Raw genomic sequence first — 17,028 nt, 5'->3', positions numbered from 1 at the left:
CTCGCCTCAGAATTTGTATCGCAGCGTCGCGCCATAGCTGCGCGGCTCGCCATAAAGGACGGCCGCCGTGCCGAGCAGTGCGGTACGGTTGACGAATTTGAGATATTGCTTGTCGAACAGGTTCTTGGACCAGAAGGAGACGCTCCACGCGCCGCCATTGGGCGCCGACAGGCCGATCCGCGCGTCGGCCAGATCATAGCTCGGCAGGAAATAGGCTGCATGGTAGAGCGGATTGACGACCTTCGGGTCGAAATTCTGGCTCGATTGCATGCTGTAACCGAAATGTGCAGAGGCATCCGCCCAGGAAAACAGCGCGGTGCTAAAATCCGCCGCCAGATAGGCCTTATGCTTGGGCGCATAGGGCGTCTGCACACCGTCCGCATCCAGCAGCGCGCTATTATAGCTGCCGCCGCCGCCCGGATAGCTGGTGAACTTGCTGATATTATAGGTGTAGGTCGCCGACAATGTCAGTCCCTCGACAGGAGCCAGGGTGAATTCGCTCTCGATCCCCTTGGAGATGACGGCACCCGCATTGGACAGGCTGGTGGTGCTGTAGGTGACGCCGCCAATCTGGACATTGGTGAAAGTGAAGACCTGGAAGTCCTTGAACTTCTGGTAGAATCCAGTGACGTTCAACCGCGCCTTGCGATCCAGAAACTCCGCCTTCATGCCCATTTCATAGCTGGTCACGGTTTCGGGGCGGAAGCGCAGGCCCGCGGCAAACTGGGTGGCGCTGGTCGCCTCGACATTGAAGCCGCCACTCTTGAAGCCGCGCCCGACCGAGGCGAATAGCATGAGGTCGCGATTGACCTTGAAATTGACGCCGCCCTTGGGCGTGAACATGCCCTGGCCGAAATCATCGCTATAGCCGTTCAAAGGCATATTGAGAGCGCCCAGCGGATCGTAGGTGGTGAGATTGTCGAGCGACTTCTTCTCCCATGTGTACCTTATGCCGCCGGTCAGTTCGACCCGATCGGTGACACGAACATTGGCGTGCACGAAGGCGCCATAGGAATCGGTCGACACGATCGCGAGCGCCCTGGTCTGCCGGCCGGCATAGGCGCCCAGCGGCGCGGGAAAGAAGGCGACGCCGGCGCCCCAGTCACTGGTCGGACGGTCGCTGTTCTTCTGGTGGAAATAATAAAGGCCCGCCACGAAATCGAACACATCCCATTTGGGCGAGGCGATGCGCAGTTCCTGCGAAAATTGCTCGGTCAAGGCGTTGAACCGCGCGGTCAGGAAGGGCGGGGCGCCGGTTTCATTGTTGAAGCCGATGATCTGCCGTCCCTTGCGCCATGCGGAGATGGCGGTGAGATCGAAACCGCCGGCCAATCCGAAATCGGCGCTGAGCGACAGGCCGCCACTGCGTCGGGCGGCATTGTCGTCATAATAGGATCGGAAGCTGTAAGGATCGGTCCCGGCGGCGGGCTTGTAGGTGTAATGCAGCGTCGCATTGTCATCGTCGGCATAGTCGCCGGTCAGCAGCAGATCGACATCGCTGTCGGGGTGAAAGCGCAACTGGCCGCGTACCGCTGTCGAATCCACCCCCATATTCTTCCTGTTGAGCAGGGTGTTGCGATAGTAGCCGTCGCTGTCGAGTTTGGTCGCGGCGATCTGAAAGGCCCAGGCGTCGCTCAGTGGCACATTCACGCGCCCGGCAAAGCGGGTCAGGCTGAAATTGCCGACCTCCGTCTCGACCTGGCCGTTCAGTTCCCTGGACGGGCGGATGGTCGTGACGGCGATGACGCCCGCATCGGTATTCTTGCCGAACAAGGTGCCCTGTGGTCCGCGCAGCACATCGACCTGTTGGATGCCGAGCAGGGTCTGGTTGTTCATCCAGGATCGGCTGTAATAGACGCCGTCCACATAGATGCCGACGCGGCTGTCGTAGCCGGCACTGCGCGAATAATCGATGATGCCGCGAATGCCGGTGCGCCCCTGTTCGCTGCCGTCACCGAAGGAGAGGGACGGTGCAGCAAATTCGATATCCTGCAACTTGGCCGCACCGATCTTCGCCAGCGCGTCGGAGGACATGCTCTGGATCGAAATCGGCACCTCCTGCGCATTTTCCGCGCGCTTCTGGGCGGTGACGACGATCTCGTCCATGCCGTCCTGGTCCGCAGCATCGGCGGCAAGGACTGGGGTGGCGCTGGCGGTCAGGATGCTCCCCAGCATCAAGGCCAGACGTCTCGGCTTGTAGCGATCAATGGCTCTGTTCATGCAAAAATCCCCCTTAACGGATTGTATGAACAGGCATCCTCTCCGGCGCGGCCCTTTGCGGGTTCGCCTTTGTTGCAATGAGGTTGCAGGCTGTGCAGGCACCCGTCATGGTCCAGACGATCGGAACCGATGGTGCCAGCCAGTCAGTGAAAGGCGCGCCAGAAGGCGATGATCGCGACCAGCACCAGCGCCGCCATGCTGGCGCGGCGATAATGGCTGCCGCTGTGGCGCAGGAACAACTGCCCGCCCACCCATGTGCCGGCCACCATCATCGGGGCGGAAGCGAGGACGATGACCATTGTCGTGATCGATACCAGCCCGGCCGCTGCCGCGCCCGCGCAGGCGGCGAGTGATGTCGCAAGAAAGATGAGGATCATCGACGCCCGCGCCTGCGCCGGTTCGACCGGGGAGGCGAGATAATAAAGGATCACCGGCGGCCCCGGCATGGCGCATAGCCCGCCGAACAAGCCCGCCGCCAGCCCCGATCCCAGCGACATGACGATGCCGGGGCGACGCAGGAAGCGGATGCCTGCCGCAAGCACCGCGACCGAGAAGAGCGTGAGCGACGCCGCCAGCATACGCGCGGCGCCGTCGCTCACCCATGCCAGCATCCAGCTTCCCAGCGGCGCGGCGACCATCGCGCCAAGGCCGATAGGGAGGGCGCTGCGATACTCCGCCTCCGCCAGCGTCGCCCGCGCGCTGACGAAGCTGGTGCCGATCTGGAGCAGCAGCACGATCGGCACCGCCTTGGCCGGGGGCATGATGCTGCCCAGCAGCGGCGTCGCCGCCAGCGCGAAGCCGAAGCCGCTGAAGCCGCGCAGCACGCCGCTCAGCAACACCGCGGTCAGGCAGAGCACCCACTGGCCGGGCGTCAGCGCAGAAACCATGTCAGGCAGCGGCAAAGACGATCGTCTTCTTGCGCGTGAAATGCTCCAGCATGGCTTCGAGCGAGGCTTCCTTGCCCAGCCCCGACTTGCCGAAGCCGCCATAGCTGAGATTGGGCTGGATGGTGAGATTCTGGTTCACCTGCACATAGCCGGCGTTGATCCGCCGCGTCGCATCCAGCGCGGCGCTGAGATCATTGGTCCAGATCGACGCAGCCAGTCCGAAATCGCTGTCGTTGGCAGCCGCGATCACCGCTTCATAATCGGTCCATGACGTGATCGCCGCGACCGGTCCGAAAATTTCCTCGCGCATCAACGGGCTGTCTTCGGGGAGGCCGGTGAACAATATCGGCAGCGCGAACAGCGCCGGGTCGAGCGACGGATCGTCGGGCAGCATTCCGCATTCGATCGCGCGCGCGCCGGGCGTCTGGAGGCCCATGGCGATATAGGCGTCGATCCGCTCCTTCTGCTCGGGCGAGATGACGGTGCCGATATCGGTCGCCTCGTCCAGCGGATCGCCCATCTTGAGGCCGCGCACCGCCTGTTCCAGCCCCGCCACGAAGCGATCGTAGACATCGGCATGGACGTAGATGCGGCTGGCGGCAGTGCAGCTCTGCCCCTGACGGGTGAAGCGCATCCCGGCAACCGCACCCGCTATGGCGTGGTCGAGATCGGCGTCGGCCATGACGATCATCGGGCTTTTGCCACCCAATTCGAGCGTCACCGGAATGATCCGCGCCGCCGCTGCGCCATAGATGATCTCGCCCACCGGCTGCGATCCGGTGAAGGTGATCTTGGCGACATGCGGATGGGCGACCAGCGCTGCGCCGCAATCCTCGCCAAAGCCCGAGACGATATTGATGACGCCGGGCGGGAGAAGTTCGGCCATCAGTCGCCCGGCCTCCAGCGTGGCGAAGGGGGCTTCCTCGGCGGATTTCACGACGACGCTATTGCCCGCGACTAGAGCAGGCGCGATCTTCAGCATCATCAACACCAGCGGCACGTTCCAGGGCAGGATCGCGCCGACCACGCCGAGCGGTTCGCGGGTCGTGACCGACAACAGATCGGGCCGGAAGGGCAGCGTCTCGCCCTTCAGTTCCGACCCCAAACCGCCATAGAAGGACAGGATGTCCGCCGCCGTCACCACTTCCGGCCGACTTTCGGTGCGGATCGCCTTGCCGGTTTCCATCGCCAGCAGGCGGGCCACGGATTTCTTCTCCTCCAGCAGCCGCGTCGCGCAGGCGGCGACCAGCCGGCCGCGCTCGCGCGCCGCGAGTGCTGCCCATCCGGTCTGCGCACGCCGTGCAGCTGCGACGGCGGCAGCGACATCCCCCGCATTGCCGCGCGCAGCCTGACCGATGACCTTGCCCGTCGCCGGATTGAGAACGGGGAAGGATGCTGCCGCCGGCACGATGGCGCCATCGATCAGATGACCTTCCAAAGCGGCAAGGGCGGACAGGGGGGCAGGCTTTTCGGCAAGGATCGTCATGGCAAAACATCCGATAGGGGGTTCTGCCATGACCCTTACGACCCGCAATGTCCTGCCGGTTAGGTCCAGTTGCCCTGATCCGACGAGCCAGCCGCCATCAACTGCTCCTCCACACAGCGCGCCAGCAGGGCGATGCCCGGCTCGATGCGCTCGACCGGTACCGAAGAATAGCCGAGACGGAAGCAGGGCCGCCCATGGTCCGGACGTCCGAAAAAGACATTGCCCGGCTCGATCAGCAATCCCTGCGCCCGCGCCCGGTCGGCCGCCGCCTGCGCATTGAAACCGCGTGGCCCCTCCAGCCAGAGGCTCGACCCGCCGCTGCCGTCGCTCACCCGAAACTGGGGCAGATGCCGCGCCAGCGCCTCGCGCAGCACGCGCGAGCGTTCCGAAAATACCTGCGCCAACCGGCCTACCAGCGCCTCATAATGACCAAGTGACAGGAATAGGGCAGTGGTCCGCTGATTGTTGAAGGGCGGGTGGCGCACCATCAACCGTCGCAACGCCCGCGCCTCGCGGATCAGGTCCGGCGACGCGACGATGAAGCCGAGCCGCAGTCCGGGCGCCAGCACCTTGGACAGGCTGCCGACATAGATTACCCGCCCATCGGTATCGAGGCTCTTGAGTGCGGGCAGGGGCGGGGTGGTGAGCCGCGTCTCGCTCTCATAATCATCCTCGATGAACACCGTGCCGCGCCGTGTGCCCTCGGCCAACAGTTCGAACCGCCGGTCGATCGGCATCGTCACGGTCGTCGGGCACTGGTGGCTGGGCGTCACATAGACATAGTCGCACACCGCCATGTCCCGCCCCGGTATCAGTCCTTCGGCGTCCACCGGCAGCAGCGGCACATGATCGCAGCGCAGCGCGGCGATATTGCGCATGTCGGGATAGCCGGGGTCTTCAATGCCCACCACGCTGTTGCGATGAAACAGCAGGTCCGCGAGCAGATAGAGCGCCTGCTGCGCGCCCAGGGTGATCATGATCTCGTCGGGCTGCGCCCAGATACCGCGCCGGGGCAGAATGCGGCTGCGCAATTGCTCGACCAGCAGCGGGTCGTCCTCGTCGATCTTGTCGGGCGCCCAGTCCTTCAATTCCATGATGCTGAGCGCCTGGCGACAGCATTGCCGCCAGTCGGCGATCGGGAACAGGTCGGGATCGAACTGGCCGTACAGGAAGGGATAGGGATAGGATTGCCAGTCCGACGGCTTGGCGATGCTGCGGAAGGTGGAACTGCGCACCCGAAAGCGCTGATCCCATTGCGCAGGCTGGTAAGGGACAGTGATAGCGGGCGGTGCCGGCTTGCTCTGCGGCTGGACCAGGCTGGCGGGCGGATCGGCTGCGACGCTGAAGCCGCTGCGTTCCCGCGAAACCAGATAGCCGTCGTCGACCAGCTGTTGATAGGCGAGGATCACCGTATTGCGTGACACCTTGAGCGATTTGGCCAGTTCGCGGCTGGATGGGGCGGCGGATCCGGCGGGCAGCACACCGCCCAAGATCGCATCGACCACGGCAACGCGGATTTGCGACTGCAACGGGCGCGGATCCGAACCGCGCACGCTGAACAGTCTTTCCCACAACTGATTATCCGGTCTTCCCAAAGGTCACTCCTTCACCCTCGGTACACAGCATCCTCCAACTGTCCGAGCCCTTGTCCAAGCGATTCGCGTGCTCTGGCTCTATTGCAGCTGCGAAATCTGACGTTGGTTGGCTGTCATCCGCAAGTCATATTTTTGAAGGCAGGAACCATGCGCCCTAATCTCGACCATCACTGGATGCCCTTCACCGCAAACCGCGATTTCCGCGCCGAGCCGAAGCTGCTCTGCCGCGCCGAGGGGATGACCTATTATGGCGAGGCCGACCAGCCGATCCTAGACGGCTGTTCGGGCCTGTTCACCTGTCCCGCCGGCCATGGCCGGGCGGAAATCGCCGATGCGGTGCGCGAACAGCTGCTGACGCTCGACTATGCGCCCAGCTTCACGCGGGGCCATCCCCAATCCTTCCGCGCCGCCTCCGCCATTGCGAAGATCACGCCAGAGGGGATGGACCGCATCTTCTTCGCCAATTCGGGGTCGGAGGCGGTCGAAAGCGCGATGAAGATCGCGCTCGCCTATCATCGCGCACGTGGCGAAGCAGGCCGGACCATGTTCGTCTCGCGCGAGCGAGCCTATCATGGCGTGAATTTCGGCGGCGTTGCCTTGTCGGGGATGCTGCCCAATCGCCGTGCTTACGGTCCCGGCATCGCGGGCATCGTCCATATGCGCCACACTTGGACGCCGGAATCGCGCTTCGCCAAGGGGCAACCGCAGGCCGGAGCGGAACTGGCCGATGATCTGAAGCGCCTGATCACGCTGCATGGCGCCGAAAATATCGCGGCCTGCTTCGTCGAACCAATCGCCGGATCGACCGGCGTGCTGGTGCCGCCGGTCGGCTATCTGGAGCGGTTGCGCGACATCTGTACGGAACATGGCATATTGCTGGTGTTTGACGAGGTGATAACCGGCTTTGGCCGCACCGGCCACGCTTTTGCCGCGCAGGCTTTCAACGTCACGCCCGACATGATCACCATGGCGAAGGCGATCACAAACGGCGCCCAGCCCATGGCAGCGGTCGCGGTGCGTCGCAAAATCCATGACACGATCATCGCAGCAGCGGCTGCCGACCAGCCCGAATTTTTCCATGGCTATACTTTTTCGGCACACCCCGCCTCCTGCGCGGCGAGTCTGGCGGCGCTCAAAATCTATGAGGAGGAGCGGCTGTTCGACCGGGCGGCGCTGCTGTCCGCCTATTTGGAAGACGCGCTGCACGGTCTGGCGGAACTGCCGGTCGTGACGGATATCCGCGTCTTCGGGATGCTGGCGGGAATCGACCTGCTTCCACTCGATAAGCCGGGGCTGCGCGGACATTTGATCCAGAAGCGGCTGTTCGACGCCGGGCTGCATCTCAAGACGACCGGCGACGCTGCGATCCTTGCACCGGCCTTCATCGTCACGACCGAGCAGATCGACGCGATCGTCGCGATCCTTCGCACCACACTGGCGGAATGGCGCTAAGTCCTACGTTCAATAGAGGCGGAGACGTAAATGACTTCCTTGCCCAACCCGTCCGAAGATACCGGCCTGCGCCACAGCCTGAAACAACGGCATATGTCGATGATCGCGCTCGGTGGCGTGATCGGCGCCGGACTGTTCGTCGGCAGCAAGGTCGTGATCGCCTCTGCCGGACCTGCCGCCGTCATTTCCTTCCTGATCACCGGCTTGCTCGTCGTGCTGGTCATGAAGATGCTCGGTGAAATGGCGGTTGCGATGCCGCGTACCGGTTCCTTCTACGAATATGCGCGGCTGGCGCTGGGCGATCTGGCGGGGTTCCTGACCGGCTGGATGTACTGGTATTTCTGGGTGATCGTCGTCGCGATCGAGGCGGTTGCGGGTGCCGAGCTGATCCGTACATGGCTGCCGGGACTGCCGCTCTGGTCGATCAGTTTGGGGTTGATGTTGATCCTGACCCTCTCCAATTTCGTGTCGGTCAAATCCTATGGCGAGATCGAATTCTGGTTTGCGTCGATCAAGGTGACGATGATCCTCGTCTTTCTGCTGCTCGGTTCCTGCTATGTGCTGGGTTTCTGGCCGGGAACGGGAGGCGTTCTGACGCCGGGCTTCGCCAATCTGACAGCGCATGGCGGCTTCATGCCCCATGGCCTTGCGCCAGTGCTGAGTGGTGCGGTCGCCGCCACCGGTTTTTACTTCGGCGCGGAGGTCGTGACCATCGCCGCCGCCGAAGCCAAGGAACCGGGCAAGGCCGTGGCGAAGGCGACCAACAGCGTCATCACGCGCGTCCTCGTTTTTTATGTGGGGTCGGTACTGCTGGTGGTGACGATCCTCCCGTGGAACGCGCCGGAAATGGCGGCGCCCTATGTCAGCGCCATGACGGTCATGGGCGTCCCCGCCGCCGCGCAGATTATGAAGCTGGTGATCCTCACTGCTGTGCTCTCCGCGCTCAATTCAGGGCTTTATGCTTCTTCGCGCATGATCTTCGCGCTGACGCGGGAAGGGGATGCCCCTGCTGGCCTTGCAAAGCTCAATGGAAAGGGCGTGCCGGTTCGGGCGATCCTTTTCAGCACAATCTTCGGTTACGCAGCAGTGGTGATGGCCTATATGTCGCCAGACATGGTCTTCGCCTTTCTCGTCAACTCCTACGGAACCGTCGCGCTTTTCGTATATCTCTTCATTGCCATTTCGCAGGTAAAGCTTCGGCGGCGGCTGGAGGGCGAAGGACGGCTTCCGGGCGACGCGCGCATGTGGGCTTTTCCCTGGCTGTCTTATGTAGCGGTCGCTGGAATGATCGGAGTGTTGGCCGCCATGGCCTTTATCCCTGACCAGCGCCTGCCGCTGGCTATGGGATTGGCTAGTCTCCTATTTGCTCTTGGCGCATACCAGATCCGGCATTGGAACCGGTCTTCCGCGGAGGATTTAGATCAGCCTTGCATTTTCGAATGAGTGGCAGGAACCGGGACTAAGAAATAGTCCGTGAACGGCTGGCAGGATTCGCTTCAGAGAAGCGTGGGATCAACGAATCAACGGCTGGCTGCGGCATTAAAAGCAGCAGCGATTGCGTCACATAGCGGCTTGGGTTGAAGATCGTTATCAAACGGACAGGGGCGCTTCGACATATCATCGGGTCGAGGCCGAAATTCATTCGCGCAGGCGCTCGTCTCGTCCGACTATCTCGACAAGGCTCAGCCCGGCGGTCACCGATATTATGATGCGATGGTCAACGCTGTGAAACGGATGCAAGCAGATTTCGACATCGATCCAGACGGAGAGATCGGCGCACAGGCGCTCGAAATCCTTAATCTGTCAGAAATTGACAAGGCCAAGGCACTAGCCGTTGCCATGGAGGGGGAACGCTGGTTGAATCGGCGCCCGCCTGCAACGCGCATTGACGTCAATCTCGCGACGGCCCGCCCGACCTATTGGCGCGATGCAAAGGTAGCCGATGTGCGCAAGGTCGAGGTCGGGGAGCCGGACACGGAGACGCCGCAGCTGGGATCGCCCATCTACCGCTTGGTCCCCAATCCCACCTGGACCGTGCCGCGCTCGATCGAGAAAAAGGAACTTGCCGCCAAGAATGAAGCGTCCAGCACGTCATCCTTTAGCAACATGCGAATGACAATAGGGGCGCCGTCCCGCCGAAGACCTGCCAGTGTGGGTTTGTCGAGAGTGCCTGATGGATTGAGGCCGCTCGCCTGCTGGAAAGCGGTAAGGGCGGCGACGAAGAAGCGGCCATGGCGTCCATCGATGACCCCGGGACCGAAGCCCGCCCGATCCAACAGGACCTGCGCCTCGAACATCTGGGTGTTTATGCTAGAAGGCAGGCGGATCGCTTCCCCTGTTTGATCGGCGACGGGGTGCGCAACAGCAACGGGATTGCCAAAAATGAGACCAGCTGAGGGCAAAATAAGAAATCGAAGCGGAACCCGCCTTTTCATGAGCCTGGAAAATCCCTATATGCCAGCTGCATAGGAAACGCTGGCAAGCGGCCTTTGTCTCCCTGAGCATATTTCGGGACCAACGAAAATTTATGATATTTGACAGACGGTCGGTGCTGTGGGGCGCCGCTGCGTGTGGCGCAAGCCAGCTATTTTCTTCTGCTGCATGGGCGGCCGTCCCGGAAAGGCGGCTCCTGTTCCACAATTCTCACAATGGGGAGCGTGTAGACGTCTGCTACTACTCGGGCGGCAAGTTTCGCAAGTCCGGGATGGCCGAACTGAACCATTTCCTGCGCGACTGGCGCACGAATGACGTGGCGCGGATCGACACCGATCTGTTCGATACTCTGGTCCAGCTAAAGCGGGCAACCGGGGCTGACAAGCGCGCCTACTTCACGCTGATATCGGGCTATCGCTCGCCGCGAACCAATGGCAAGCTGCATCGCTCGACCTTTGGCGTCGCTTCCAAAAGCCAGCACATGCTGGGCAAGGCAGTCGACATTAATCTTCGTAATGTGAGGCTTGCAAATCTGCATAAGGCGGCGTTGTCGTTGCGGGCTGGCGGGGTTGGCTATTATCCGGAGAGCAATTTCGTCCATGTTGATACTGGAAGGGTGCGACATTGGTAGGCGTCGCCTCAAGTTGATCGCGCTAGGCCGAGCAATTCGTTCCAATGCTAGGGTCGATCTGCGCGCTGTCGGCAGGTTGCACGTTGGCGGCAAGATCAAGGAAAAATCGAGAATAGTCAGGATTTCACAGACCCTGATTGACCGACTGTGCGTTTGTCCTGCGAGTTACGTGGGAGGAAATGTGAAGACAGCAATTGTGACCGTTGGTGCGTGAGGCATCGGGAAAGGCATGGCGCAGGCGTTGCTTTCGCGAAGATGGTGTGTTTCCGTCCTTGATCGCGATAGGGAAGCGGTCCGCGATCTCGCTGCAGAGGGCCCGTCTGCCAACCTCATCGTGATACGGGCCGACGTTGCCAAAGGACGGGGCGTTACCGGCGCGTTCGAGAAAATTGCTGCCTGGATAACGGATGGCGGTGACACTGTCAGCGCTTTTCCACAAAAGAGTTCAGGGGTCGATTACATTTTCATCTGCTTATCGGACGGGAAGAGGGCGCGCCATGCATGGAAGTGATCGACTGCCGCCACAGGCGGCGATGCATCTCGTCGAGCATCGCATGATTTTTAGGGCGCAATATATCGGCCGCAGGAATGAGCAAATAGGCCTCGTAAAGCTCGCGAGCATCCCACGCTGGGCGATTGATTGCGCCTGATCGATTGCTCGGCATGGTTTCCTCCAGATCAAGAATTTCCTTAGAACTCAACCTCCCCGATGTGCGCTGGTTCATGTATCGGACAGCCGTTGAAGTGGCTCCGATATTCTGCGGAGTGACGATAGCTCTCCTGTCGCACCCGATTGACCCCGCCCAGTGGCCTGTGCGCGGCAAGACCATGCCAAGGACTGAAGGACAGGCGATCTTCGGCTTCCTCGCTCGATCCATAGTTCCATCCTGATTGCAGCGGCACGGTTAATGTCGCAACGGTCTGAAAAGGACTTTCCGTCTCGTCCCAAGCGATCGAGGCGTCTTCGATCGGCATCTTTTCGAGATCGCTGCAGAGTTGAACCCGTAATTCCCATTTGGCTTCGGCCTGAAGAAGCCCGGCGGTCAAATCTTCCCGGATCGCGTCAGGGCGACCGGTTGCATGAATATTCTCGTCGCTGAAGGCTGCGTTATCACCGATCGGAACCAGCGAGAATTTCGCGATATAGTCGCCAAAGCGAAAGGGGGTCTGGCTAAAATAGGTGGCGCCCAAAGGATGGATCGGCTTAGCGCCTCCAAGCGTGGTTAGCATTGTAGACTGTGTGCCGACGGCTTCCATTGTTGCTTCAAAGCCGCGAAGGACAGCCGAGAGGAGTTTTTTGCCGGCTTCAGCCTTATCGGCAGTCGCCGCGAGCAGTTTTATGTTGCCAAGGAATTTCTTGGGATTGGGGGCAGCGAAAGCAGGCGAATTCACCATGATGAAGTCCTGCGTCGTGTCGCACTCGCTGCCGGGTAAACGGTCGCCAATGACGTTCAGAATTTTAAGGGCGATACCTCGGGGAAGGCGGACGGAATCGTCGAGAATATCGCCAGCATTTGTCGAAAAACGCACGATGGCCTCGTAGTGACCGGAATGGCCGAATAGCCCCTGAGCGAGTTCTTGTGGCAGATCCGGCGCGATTGTCAGTCGCCCCTGGACCAATCCATGGCCTTTGGCATGGACGGCTCTGACGGCATGGCCGTAATCACTCGATGTGGTGTCGAGGATCTTGCGAAATTGCTCTTCAAGCTCTGCCAAGGTTTGTGCCTCGTCTGGCTCTATCTGTTCCACATCCGGAGAGTAGCGAACAGGTTTGGTCATCTTATATCGCTCCGAATGCTATGGAAGGGACTGTTAAATCGCCGGCGTTTTGGTGCCCATCGGCACGGCAATCAGGGGCGTGATGAATCCCTGTCGGACTCCGGATAATCTTCGGGTTTGACCTCGCCCACATTGGGCCGGTCATCGACATCCTCCTGTTTCTGTGCTCCCCCGGTCCGCGGATCTGCTTTCGCGCGCCCCGGCATGGGGTCGCCGAGCGGCCCGCGCGGCGTTTGGGAGTTTCCGCGAGGATTGGTTTTGCCGGTCATTGCTCTTCTCCTGATCCCGGCTCCGCCATTTTGCGATGTTGTTCGACGAGGATGGCGGCTGGCGTCACATGGGCTACGGCAGCCTGAAGCTTGTTCTTCCAGCCCGATATGACGTGCGTCTTGCCGGCCATCAGTGCGTCCCAGCCATCCTGGGCGACCTTGGCGGGATCGTCCTTCTTCTGCGTGCCGACGCTGGTGTCTTCCATCTGGGCCCGGTCAAAAAACTCAGTTTCCGTGGGACCGGGCATAAGGGTGGTGATTGTGACGCCTTTTGCTTCCTTGATCTCGTTGCGGATCGTGTCCGCGAAGCTGTCTATAAAGGCCTTGCTGCCATTATAGACCGCCTGGAAGCTGCCGGGGATGAAGCCGGCAATCGATCCGGTGATGAGAATCTTTCCTCCATCCCGGTCGACCATGGGCTTTAGAAGCTTCTGCAACAGGTAGAGCGTACCTGTGATGTTGGTGTCGATCACCCGGCGCCAGTCGGCAATCCGCTGGTCGAGAAATCCGTGACCCAGCCCTTTGCCCGCATTGGCGCAAAGCAAGTCGACTGGCCGTCCGTTGGTAGCCGCCAGCAGCTGGTCGACGCCTTCCAGCGTTGCCAGGTCCGCCACGATCGATCGAACCTCGACACCATGTCGACGGAAATCGGTGGCGGCGGCATCGATCAGCGACTCGTCCGCTGCGACCAGCAGGTCGTAGCCGTGCTGTGCGGCAAGATGCGCCAGTTCGAACCCGATGCCGGTGGAGGCGCCCGTGACGATCGCGAATTTTGGGGAATTCATGATTTGCTCTCCTTAAGCCGGCTTTTGTAGGTCCAGGCCAGGCTTCAGCACGATCTTGGTCACTTCATTCTGCTTGTCATGGAACATCTTGTAGCCTTCCGCCGCCTGCTCCAGCGGCATGCGATGGCTGATGAGGAAGGTCGTATCGATCTTGTCTTCCATGATCGCATCGAGCAGCGCGGGCATATAATGCTGCACATGGGTCTGGCCGGTCTTGAGCGTCAGCCCTTTCTCCATCAAGGCGCCCAGCGGAAACTTGTCGACGAAACCGCCATAGACTGCCGGCATGGACACACGCCCGCCTTTGCGGCACGCCAGGATGGCCTGTCGGACGCTGTGCGTCCGGTCGGTGCCGGTGAAGGTCGATACCTTGATCTGGTCCCAGACATTGTCCGCGAAGAAACCATGCGCCTCCAGCCCCACCGCGTCGATGCAGGCGTCGGGGCCAATGCCGCCAGTCATCTCCATCAGCGCTTCGTAGGTCTTGCTCTCTTCATAATTGATCGTCTCCGCACCGAATTTGCGCGCGAGGTCCAGCCGGTGCGGGAAGTGATCGATCGCAATCACCCGCTCGGCGCCCATAAGGAATGCGGACTGGACACAGAACAGGCCCACTGGTCCGCAGCCCCAGACTGCCACCGTGTCGCCCGGTTCGATTTCGGCATTTTCCGCCGCCTGCCAGCCGGTGGGCAGGATATCGGACAGGAACAGCACCTTGTCGTCTTCGATCCCGTCGGGGATGACGATCGGTCCAACATCGGAAAAGGGGACGCGGACATATTCGGCCTGACCGCCGGCATAGCCACCAGTCATGTGGCTGTACCCGAACAGGCCCGACATGGGCTGGCCATAGGCGGCCTGCGCGATATCCTGATTGTCGGCAGGCAGGCCATTGTCGCAGGCGGAATATTGATGTTTGTTGCAATGGAAGCAACTGCCGCAGGCGATGGTGAAGGGCACCACCACGCGCTGCCCCTTTCGCAGCGTGGATTTGGGGCCGGTTTCCACGACTTCGCCCATGAACTCATGGCCCAAAATGTCGCCCGCCCGCATGGTCGGGATATAGCCGTCGTAGAGATGCAGATCGGAACCACAGATGGCGGTCGAGGTGATCTTGATGATCGCATCACGCGGGTTGAGGATTTCGGGATCGTCTACGGTATCCACGCGGACGTCATGCTTACCATGCCAGGTCAATGCGCGCATCAGTCCATCTCCTCGGCCAGTTGTGCAGTGGTGCGGGCTGCTGTGGCGATCTCGCCGGTTTCCATCAGTTGCTTGAAACGGCGCAGGTCACGGCGTGCCTGAATGGCGGGTTCGCGCTGAAACAGTTTCGCGACCAACTTGCCGATCATGCCGCCCGGCGGATCATAGAGGATCGTAGCCGTCACCCAGCTGCCGCGCCCGCCGGGCGCATCGCGAAAATCGATGCGGCCGCTGTTGGGCACATCTGCGCCGTCTTCGGAAACCCAGGCGATGACTTCACCTGGTCGATCCTCCGTGATCGCAGCGATCCATTCGACGCTCTTGCCCGCAGGTGCCTTCACCACCCAGCGATAGCGATCGTTCTCCAAGGCTTCGACGCGCTCGACATTTTCCATGAAGTTCGGCAGATTTTCCAGCGCGCGCCAATAATCGTAGAGGTCGCGCCGCGGCCGATTGATGGTGACGGTCTTGGCCGACAGGCTGTCGCCCTTCGTCTCGACCAGCGACAGGGTCGCGTCCTCGATCTGGTCGGCTCTCTTGGATGTGCTCAGCGGCGCTTCATCGCGCGCCGGCGTCAGGCTATCGCCCACGACGTTTCTCCTTACAGGGATAGGCGGCCAACCCATGCCCACCCGCAACTGTTCCGGCCGTTCAGGCGGTAAACGCCCAAAGCTGATTTGCATCAGTCAGTTTCCTTGCCCGACGCCAGCCGGCCCTGAACATTCGCGGTCATGCTTCGTTGGCCGAGCTATCAACTCCGTCGACCCCGACGAATCTTGGGCAAAGGATGATCATGACCAAGCAGCGTGCTGACCATCCGGAGATTGAGCCGTTCGAGGGACCAGCTGGCGGCTGGGGTTCGGTTCGGTCCCTGGCCGACATCCTGCCGCGCGAGCGGGGGGCGCACCAGTCTCGAAGCCTCCTAATGTGATGAAATTAAACGGCTGAGGTACTGCCATCGTTTCCGGTCGAAACTACGATCAAACCTTGAATCTGGTCTCATTTGCGTTTGCGCCACCACAAGAAAAGACCGGTGCAGTAGAAGAATGGGAGGCTTAGACCGAAGATTGCTATGGCTAACCGGTGTAAGATGCCCCCGGCATCCCCGATGTGGATTGGATATATCGAGTCATCAAACCGGTTGAGTGGAGTCGTGGACGAGGGATTGTACACAGTCAGGATGTCACCGTTCATCGCACTGACTTGAACCAGTGCGCGCCCCGACCATGCGCGCAGTTCGCTGGGCAGTGTGAAGCGGACAGAATAATAGCCAGGATGTTCAATCGGCATTTCCAGATTCATGAATCTGCCGCTTGGAAAGCGTTGACGTGCGATGTCGAAGGCGTCGTCAGGACCAATCATGATGTGATCGGCATGTTCTCCAGACATTCCACCGTGATGGCTCATCATCGCGGTCGCTTGGAATGGCATCATTCTAGACAGCGTCCGAGTTATCGGCGCATCGAAAACGAGATAGATGCCGGTCAGGCTTGCCACCACTAGCGGACAAAACGCAATGCTGCCGAAGGCGCGGTGCCAGCAATAGAACTTCTGGACTGTCGTCCTGAGATTTCTAAATTGAAACGTGCGCGCCCATGCGCCTCCCTTTGGCCAAGCGAGTTTGAGGCCGAGGATCAACGTCGAGGTCAAAAGTATTCCACTGAGCCCCATGGCGATCCTACCGTACGGACCAACCGTAAGAGACGTATGTACAGTGTAGATCCAGCGCCAAGCTGCCCCTCCGAACGGTTGGGTCGGCTCTCTGTCCCTCTGCCCGACGATATTGCCGCTGGCAGCATCGATGCGCGCTGCTTGGGGATGACCGGCCTTATCAAGGTAGCGCGCTTCGAGCAGCCGCGGATCACGTCCGACGGCGGTGATGCGCTGCACCGGGACGCCAATGCGCTCTTCAATCTTTTCTATCATATCCGAGAAGTGCAGCATCGGACCGTTCGTCAGCGCGTCATCACCCATCTGATCCCACTCGCGGTGAAAGACCAGAAGCGATCCGGTGAGACCTTGGATTGACCAGATGAGACCTAGAAAAAGCCCGAGGGTGAGATGCCATTTCGCCAAGCGTTTGCGCTTGGGCCATCCCAATTTCATTTTTTGCATACGGGCTTCCCAGCCAATTTCAAAGCGAATGGTGTAAGATAAATAACTTCATCATATTCCCTCTGTTCTTTTAATGCGGAAATACATTTATCCAGCGGTTCTACCATCATTACCATTCCTGCTCCGCCACCGTAAGGCTCATCATCAATCTGTCGGTGTTTATTAATCGC

Annotated in this window: 15 protein-coding genes and 2 pseudogenes; 4 read left to right on the top strand and 13 right to left on the bottom strand. The window is 60.7% G+C overall.

The features are described 5' to 3' along the window. Nucleotides 1–6 precede the first annotated feature (6 nt). The 4 genes from VMR39_RS08910 to VMR39_RS08895 all read right to left on the bottom strand — a co-directional run bounded on the left by VMR39_RS08910 (nt 7) and on the right by VMR39_RS08895 (nt 6,188). Nucleotides 7–2,220, bottom strand: coding sequence for a TonB-dependent receptor (locus tag VMR39_RS08910; RefSeq protein WP_325415622.1), 2,214 nt, complete (start codon nt 2,218–2,220; stop codon nt 7–9). 143 nt (nt 2,221–2,363) lie between these two features. After that, a complete protein-coding gene (locus VMR39_RS08905; RefSeq protein ID WP_325415621.1) occupies nt 2,364–3,122 on the bottom strand; it encodes a sulfite exporter TauE/SafE family protein in 759 nt (252 codons plus the stop codon). Continuing rightward, nucleotides 3,109–4,593: an aldehyde dehydrogenase family protein gene (locus tag VMR39_RS08900; RefSeq protein ID WP_325415620.1), complete on the bottom strand. Its 1,485-nt coding sequence runs from the start codon at nt 4,591–4,593 to the stop codon at nt 3,109–3,111. The genes VMR39_RS08905 and VMR39_RS08900 overlap by 14 nt, the downstream gene beginning before the upstream one ends. A gap of 59 nt (nt 4,594–4,652) precedes the next feature. Next, a complete protein-coding gene (locus tag VMR39_RS08895; protein ID WP_325415619.1) occupies nt 4,653–6,188 on the bottom strand; it encodes a PLP-dependent aminotransferase family protein in 1,536 nt (511 codons plus the stop codon). Between the two features lie 147 nt (nt 6,189–6,335). Between VMR39_RS08895 and VMR39_RS08890 the strand changes: the two genes are divergently transcribed. The 3 genes and pseudogenes from VMR39_RS08890 to VMR39_RS08880 form a co-directional block, all read left to right on the top strand. Then, the gene (locus tag VMR39_RS08890; RefSeq protein ID WP_325415617.1) at nt 6,336–7,640 is read left to right on the top strand and encodes an aminotransferase class III-fold pyridoxal phosphate-dependent enzyme; all 1,305 of its coding nucleotides are present in this window, start codon (nt 6,336–6,338) and stop codon (nt 7,638–7,640) included. A 30-nt stretch (nt 7,641–7,670) separates the two neighbouring features. Further along, nucleotides 7,671–9,083 (top strand): amino acid permease, encoded by a 1,413-nt coding sequence (locus VMR39_RS08885; RefSeq protein WP_325415616.1) that lies wholly within the window; start codon nt 7,671–7,673, stop codon nt 9,081–9,083. Between the two features lie 270 nt (nt 9,084–9,353). Then, nucleotides 9,354–9,710, top strand: a pseudogene (locus tag VMR39_RS08880) (L,D-transpeptidase family protein); the annotation flags it as partial. Here the strand turns inward: VMR39_RS08880 and VMR39_RS08875 are convergent. Beyond that, nucleotides 9,644–9,937 (bottom strand): peptidoglycan-binding domain-containing protein, encoded by a 294-nt coding sequence (locus VMR39_RS08875; protein WP_325415639.1) that lies wholly within the window; start codon nt 9,935–9,937, stop codon nt 9,644–9,646. The pseudogene VMR39_RS08880 and the gene VMR39_RS08875 sit on opposite strands and share 67 nt — an antisense overlap. Nucleotides 9,938–10,167: 230 nt before the next feature. Here VMR39_RS08875 and VMR39_RS08870 point away from each other — a divergent pair, with 230 nt between their 5' ends. After that, the gene (locus VMR39_RS08870) at nt 10,168–10,704 is read left to right on the top strand and encodes a DUF882 domain-containing protein (protein ID WP_414712478.1); all 537 of its coding nucleotides are present in this window, start codon (nt 10,168–10,170) and stop codon (nt 10,702–10,704) included. Between the two features lie 464 nt (nt 10,705–11,168). Here VMR39_RS08870 and VMR39_RS08865 read toward each other — a convergent pair whose 3' ends face one another. The 8 genes and pseudogenes from VMR39_RS08865 to VMR39_RS08830 form a co-directional block, all read right to left on the bottom strand. Beyond that, entirely contained in the window at nt 11,169–11,429 is a 261-nt protein-coding gene (locus tag VMR39_RS08865; protein ID WP_325415614.1) for a hypothetical protein, read from the bottom strand. Then, nucleotides 11,395–12,483, bottom strand: a complete 1,089-nt coding sequence (locus tag VMR39_RS08860) for a catalase family protein (protein ID WP_325415613.1) — start codon at nt 12,481–12,483, stop codon at nt 11,395–11,397. The genes VMR39_RS08865 and VMR39_RS08860 overlap by 35 nt, the downstream gene beginning before the upstream one ends. A gap of 71 nt (nt 12,484–12,554) precedes the next feature. Further along, complete coding sequence (locus tag VMR39_RS08855; RefSeq protein ID WP_325415611.1) at nt 12,555–12,752, bottom strand: hypothetical protein; 198 nt, start codon at nt 12,750–12,752, stop codon at nt 12,555–12,557. Next, nucleotides 12,749–13,537, bottom strand: a complete 789-nt coding sequence (locus VMR39_RS08850) for an SDR family NAD(P)-dependent oxidoreductase (RefSeq protein WP_325415610.1) — start codon at nt 13,535–13,537, stop codon at nt 12,749–12,751. The genes VMR39_RS08855 and VMR39_RS08850 overlap by 4 nt, the downstream gene beginning before the upstream one ends. Nucleotides 13,538–13,549: 12 nt before the next feature. Next, the gene (locus VMR39_RS08845; RefSeq protein ID WP_325415609.1) at nt 13,550–14,743 is read right to left on the bottom strand and encodes a zinc-dependent alcohol dehydrogenase; all 1,194 of its coding nucleotides are present in this window, start codon (nt 14,741–14,743) and stop codon (nt 13,550–13,552) included. After that, nucleotides 14,743–15,333 carry an SRPBCC family protein gene (locus VMR39_RS08840; RefSeq protein ID WP_325415608.1) on the bottom strand — a complete coding sequence of 197 codons (591 nt, stop codon included), beginning with the start codon at nt 15,331–15,333 and terminating at the stop codon, nt 14,743–14,745. The genes VMR39_RS08845 and VMR39_RS08840 overlap by 1 nt, the downstream gene beginning before the upstream one ends. 409 nt (nt 15,334–15,742) lie before the next feature. Then, on the bottom strand, nt 15,743–16,858 hold the full coding sequence (locus tag VMR39_RS08835) for a PepSY-associated TM helix domain-containing protein (RefSeq protein WP_325415607.1): 1,116 nt from the start codon (nt 16,856–16,858) through the stop codon (nt 15,743–15,745). Beyond that, nucleotides 16,846–17,028 (bottom strand): annotated as a pseudogene (locus VMR39_RS08830) (tRNA (guanosine(37)-N1)-methyltransferase TrmD); the annotation flags it as partial. The pseudogene VMR39_RS08830 and the gene VMR39_RS08835, both read right to left, overlap by 13 nt.

The organism is Sphingobium sp. (assembly GCF_035511395.1).
Classification (GTDB): domain Bacteria; phylum Pseudomonadota; class Alphaproteobacteria; order Sphingomonadales; family Sphingomonadaceae; genus Sphingobium.
This window is presented reverse-complemented; position numbering and strand designations above follow the sequence as displayed.

Bases quoted from the DNA above. Each gene is read 5' to 3' on its own strand.
- VMR39_RS08850 (WP_325415610.1), bottom strand. From the start codon at position 13,537: ATGAATTCCCCAAAATTCGCGATCGTCACGGGCGCCTCCACCGGCATC.
- VMR39_RS08900 (WP_325415620.1), bottom strand. From the start codon at position 4,593: ATGACGATCCTTGCCGAAAAGCCTGCCCCCCTGTCCGCCCTTGCCGCT.
- VMR39_RS08910 (WP_325415622.1), bottom strand. From the start codon at position 2,220: ATGAACAGAGCCATTGATCGCTACAAGCCGAGACGTCTGGCCTTGATG.
- VMR39_RS08845 (WP_325415609.1), bottom strand. From the start codon at position 14,743: ATGCGCGCATTGACCTGGCATGGTAAGCATGACGTCCGCGTGGATACC.
- VMR39_RS08860 (WP_325415613.1), bottom strand. From the start codon at position 12,483: ATGACCAAACCTGTTCGCTACTCTCCGGATGTGGAACAGATAGAGCCA.
- VMR39_RS08870 (WP_414712478.1), top strand. From the start codon at position 10,168: ATGATATTTGACAGACGGTCGGTGCTGTGGGGCGCCGCTGCGTGTGGC.
- VMR39_RS08855 (WP_325415611.1), bottom strand. From the start codon at position 12,752: ATGACCGGCAAAACCAATCCTCGCGGAAACTCCCAAACGCCGCGCGGG.
- VMR39_RS08835 (WP_325415607.1), bottom strand. From the start codon at position 16,858: ATGCAAAAAATGAAATTGGGATGGCCCAAGCGCAAACGCTTGGCGAAA.
- VMR39_RS08885 (WP_325415616.1), top strand. From the start codon at position 7,671: ATGACTTCCTTGCCCAACCCGTCCGAAGATACCGGCCTGCGCCACAGC.
- VMR39_RS08890 (WP_325415617.1), top strand. From the start codon at position 6,336: ATGCGCCCTAATCTCGACCATCACTGGATGCCCTTCACCGCAAACCGC.
- VMR39_RS08875 (WP_325415639.1), bottom strand. From the start codon at position 9,937: ATGTTCGAGGCGCAGGTCCTGTTGGATCGGGCGGGCTTCGGTCCCGGG.
- VMR39_RS08865 (WP_325415614.1), bottom strand. From the start codon at position 11,429: ATGAACCAGCGCACATCGGGGAGGTTGAGTTCTAAGGAAATTCTTGAT.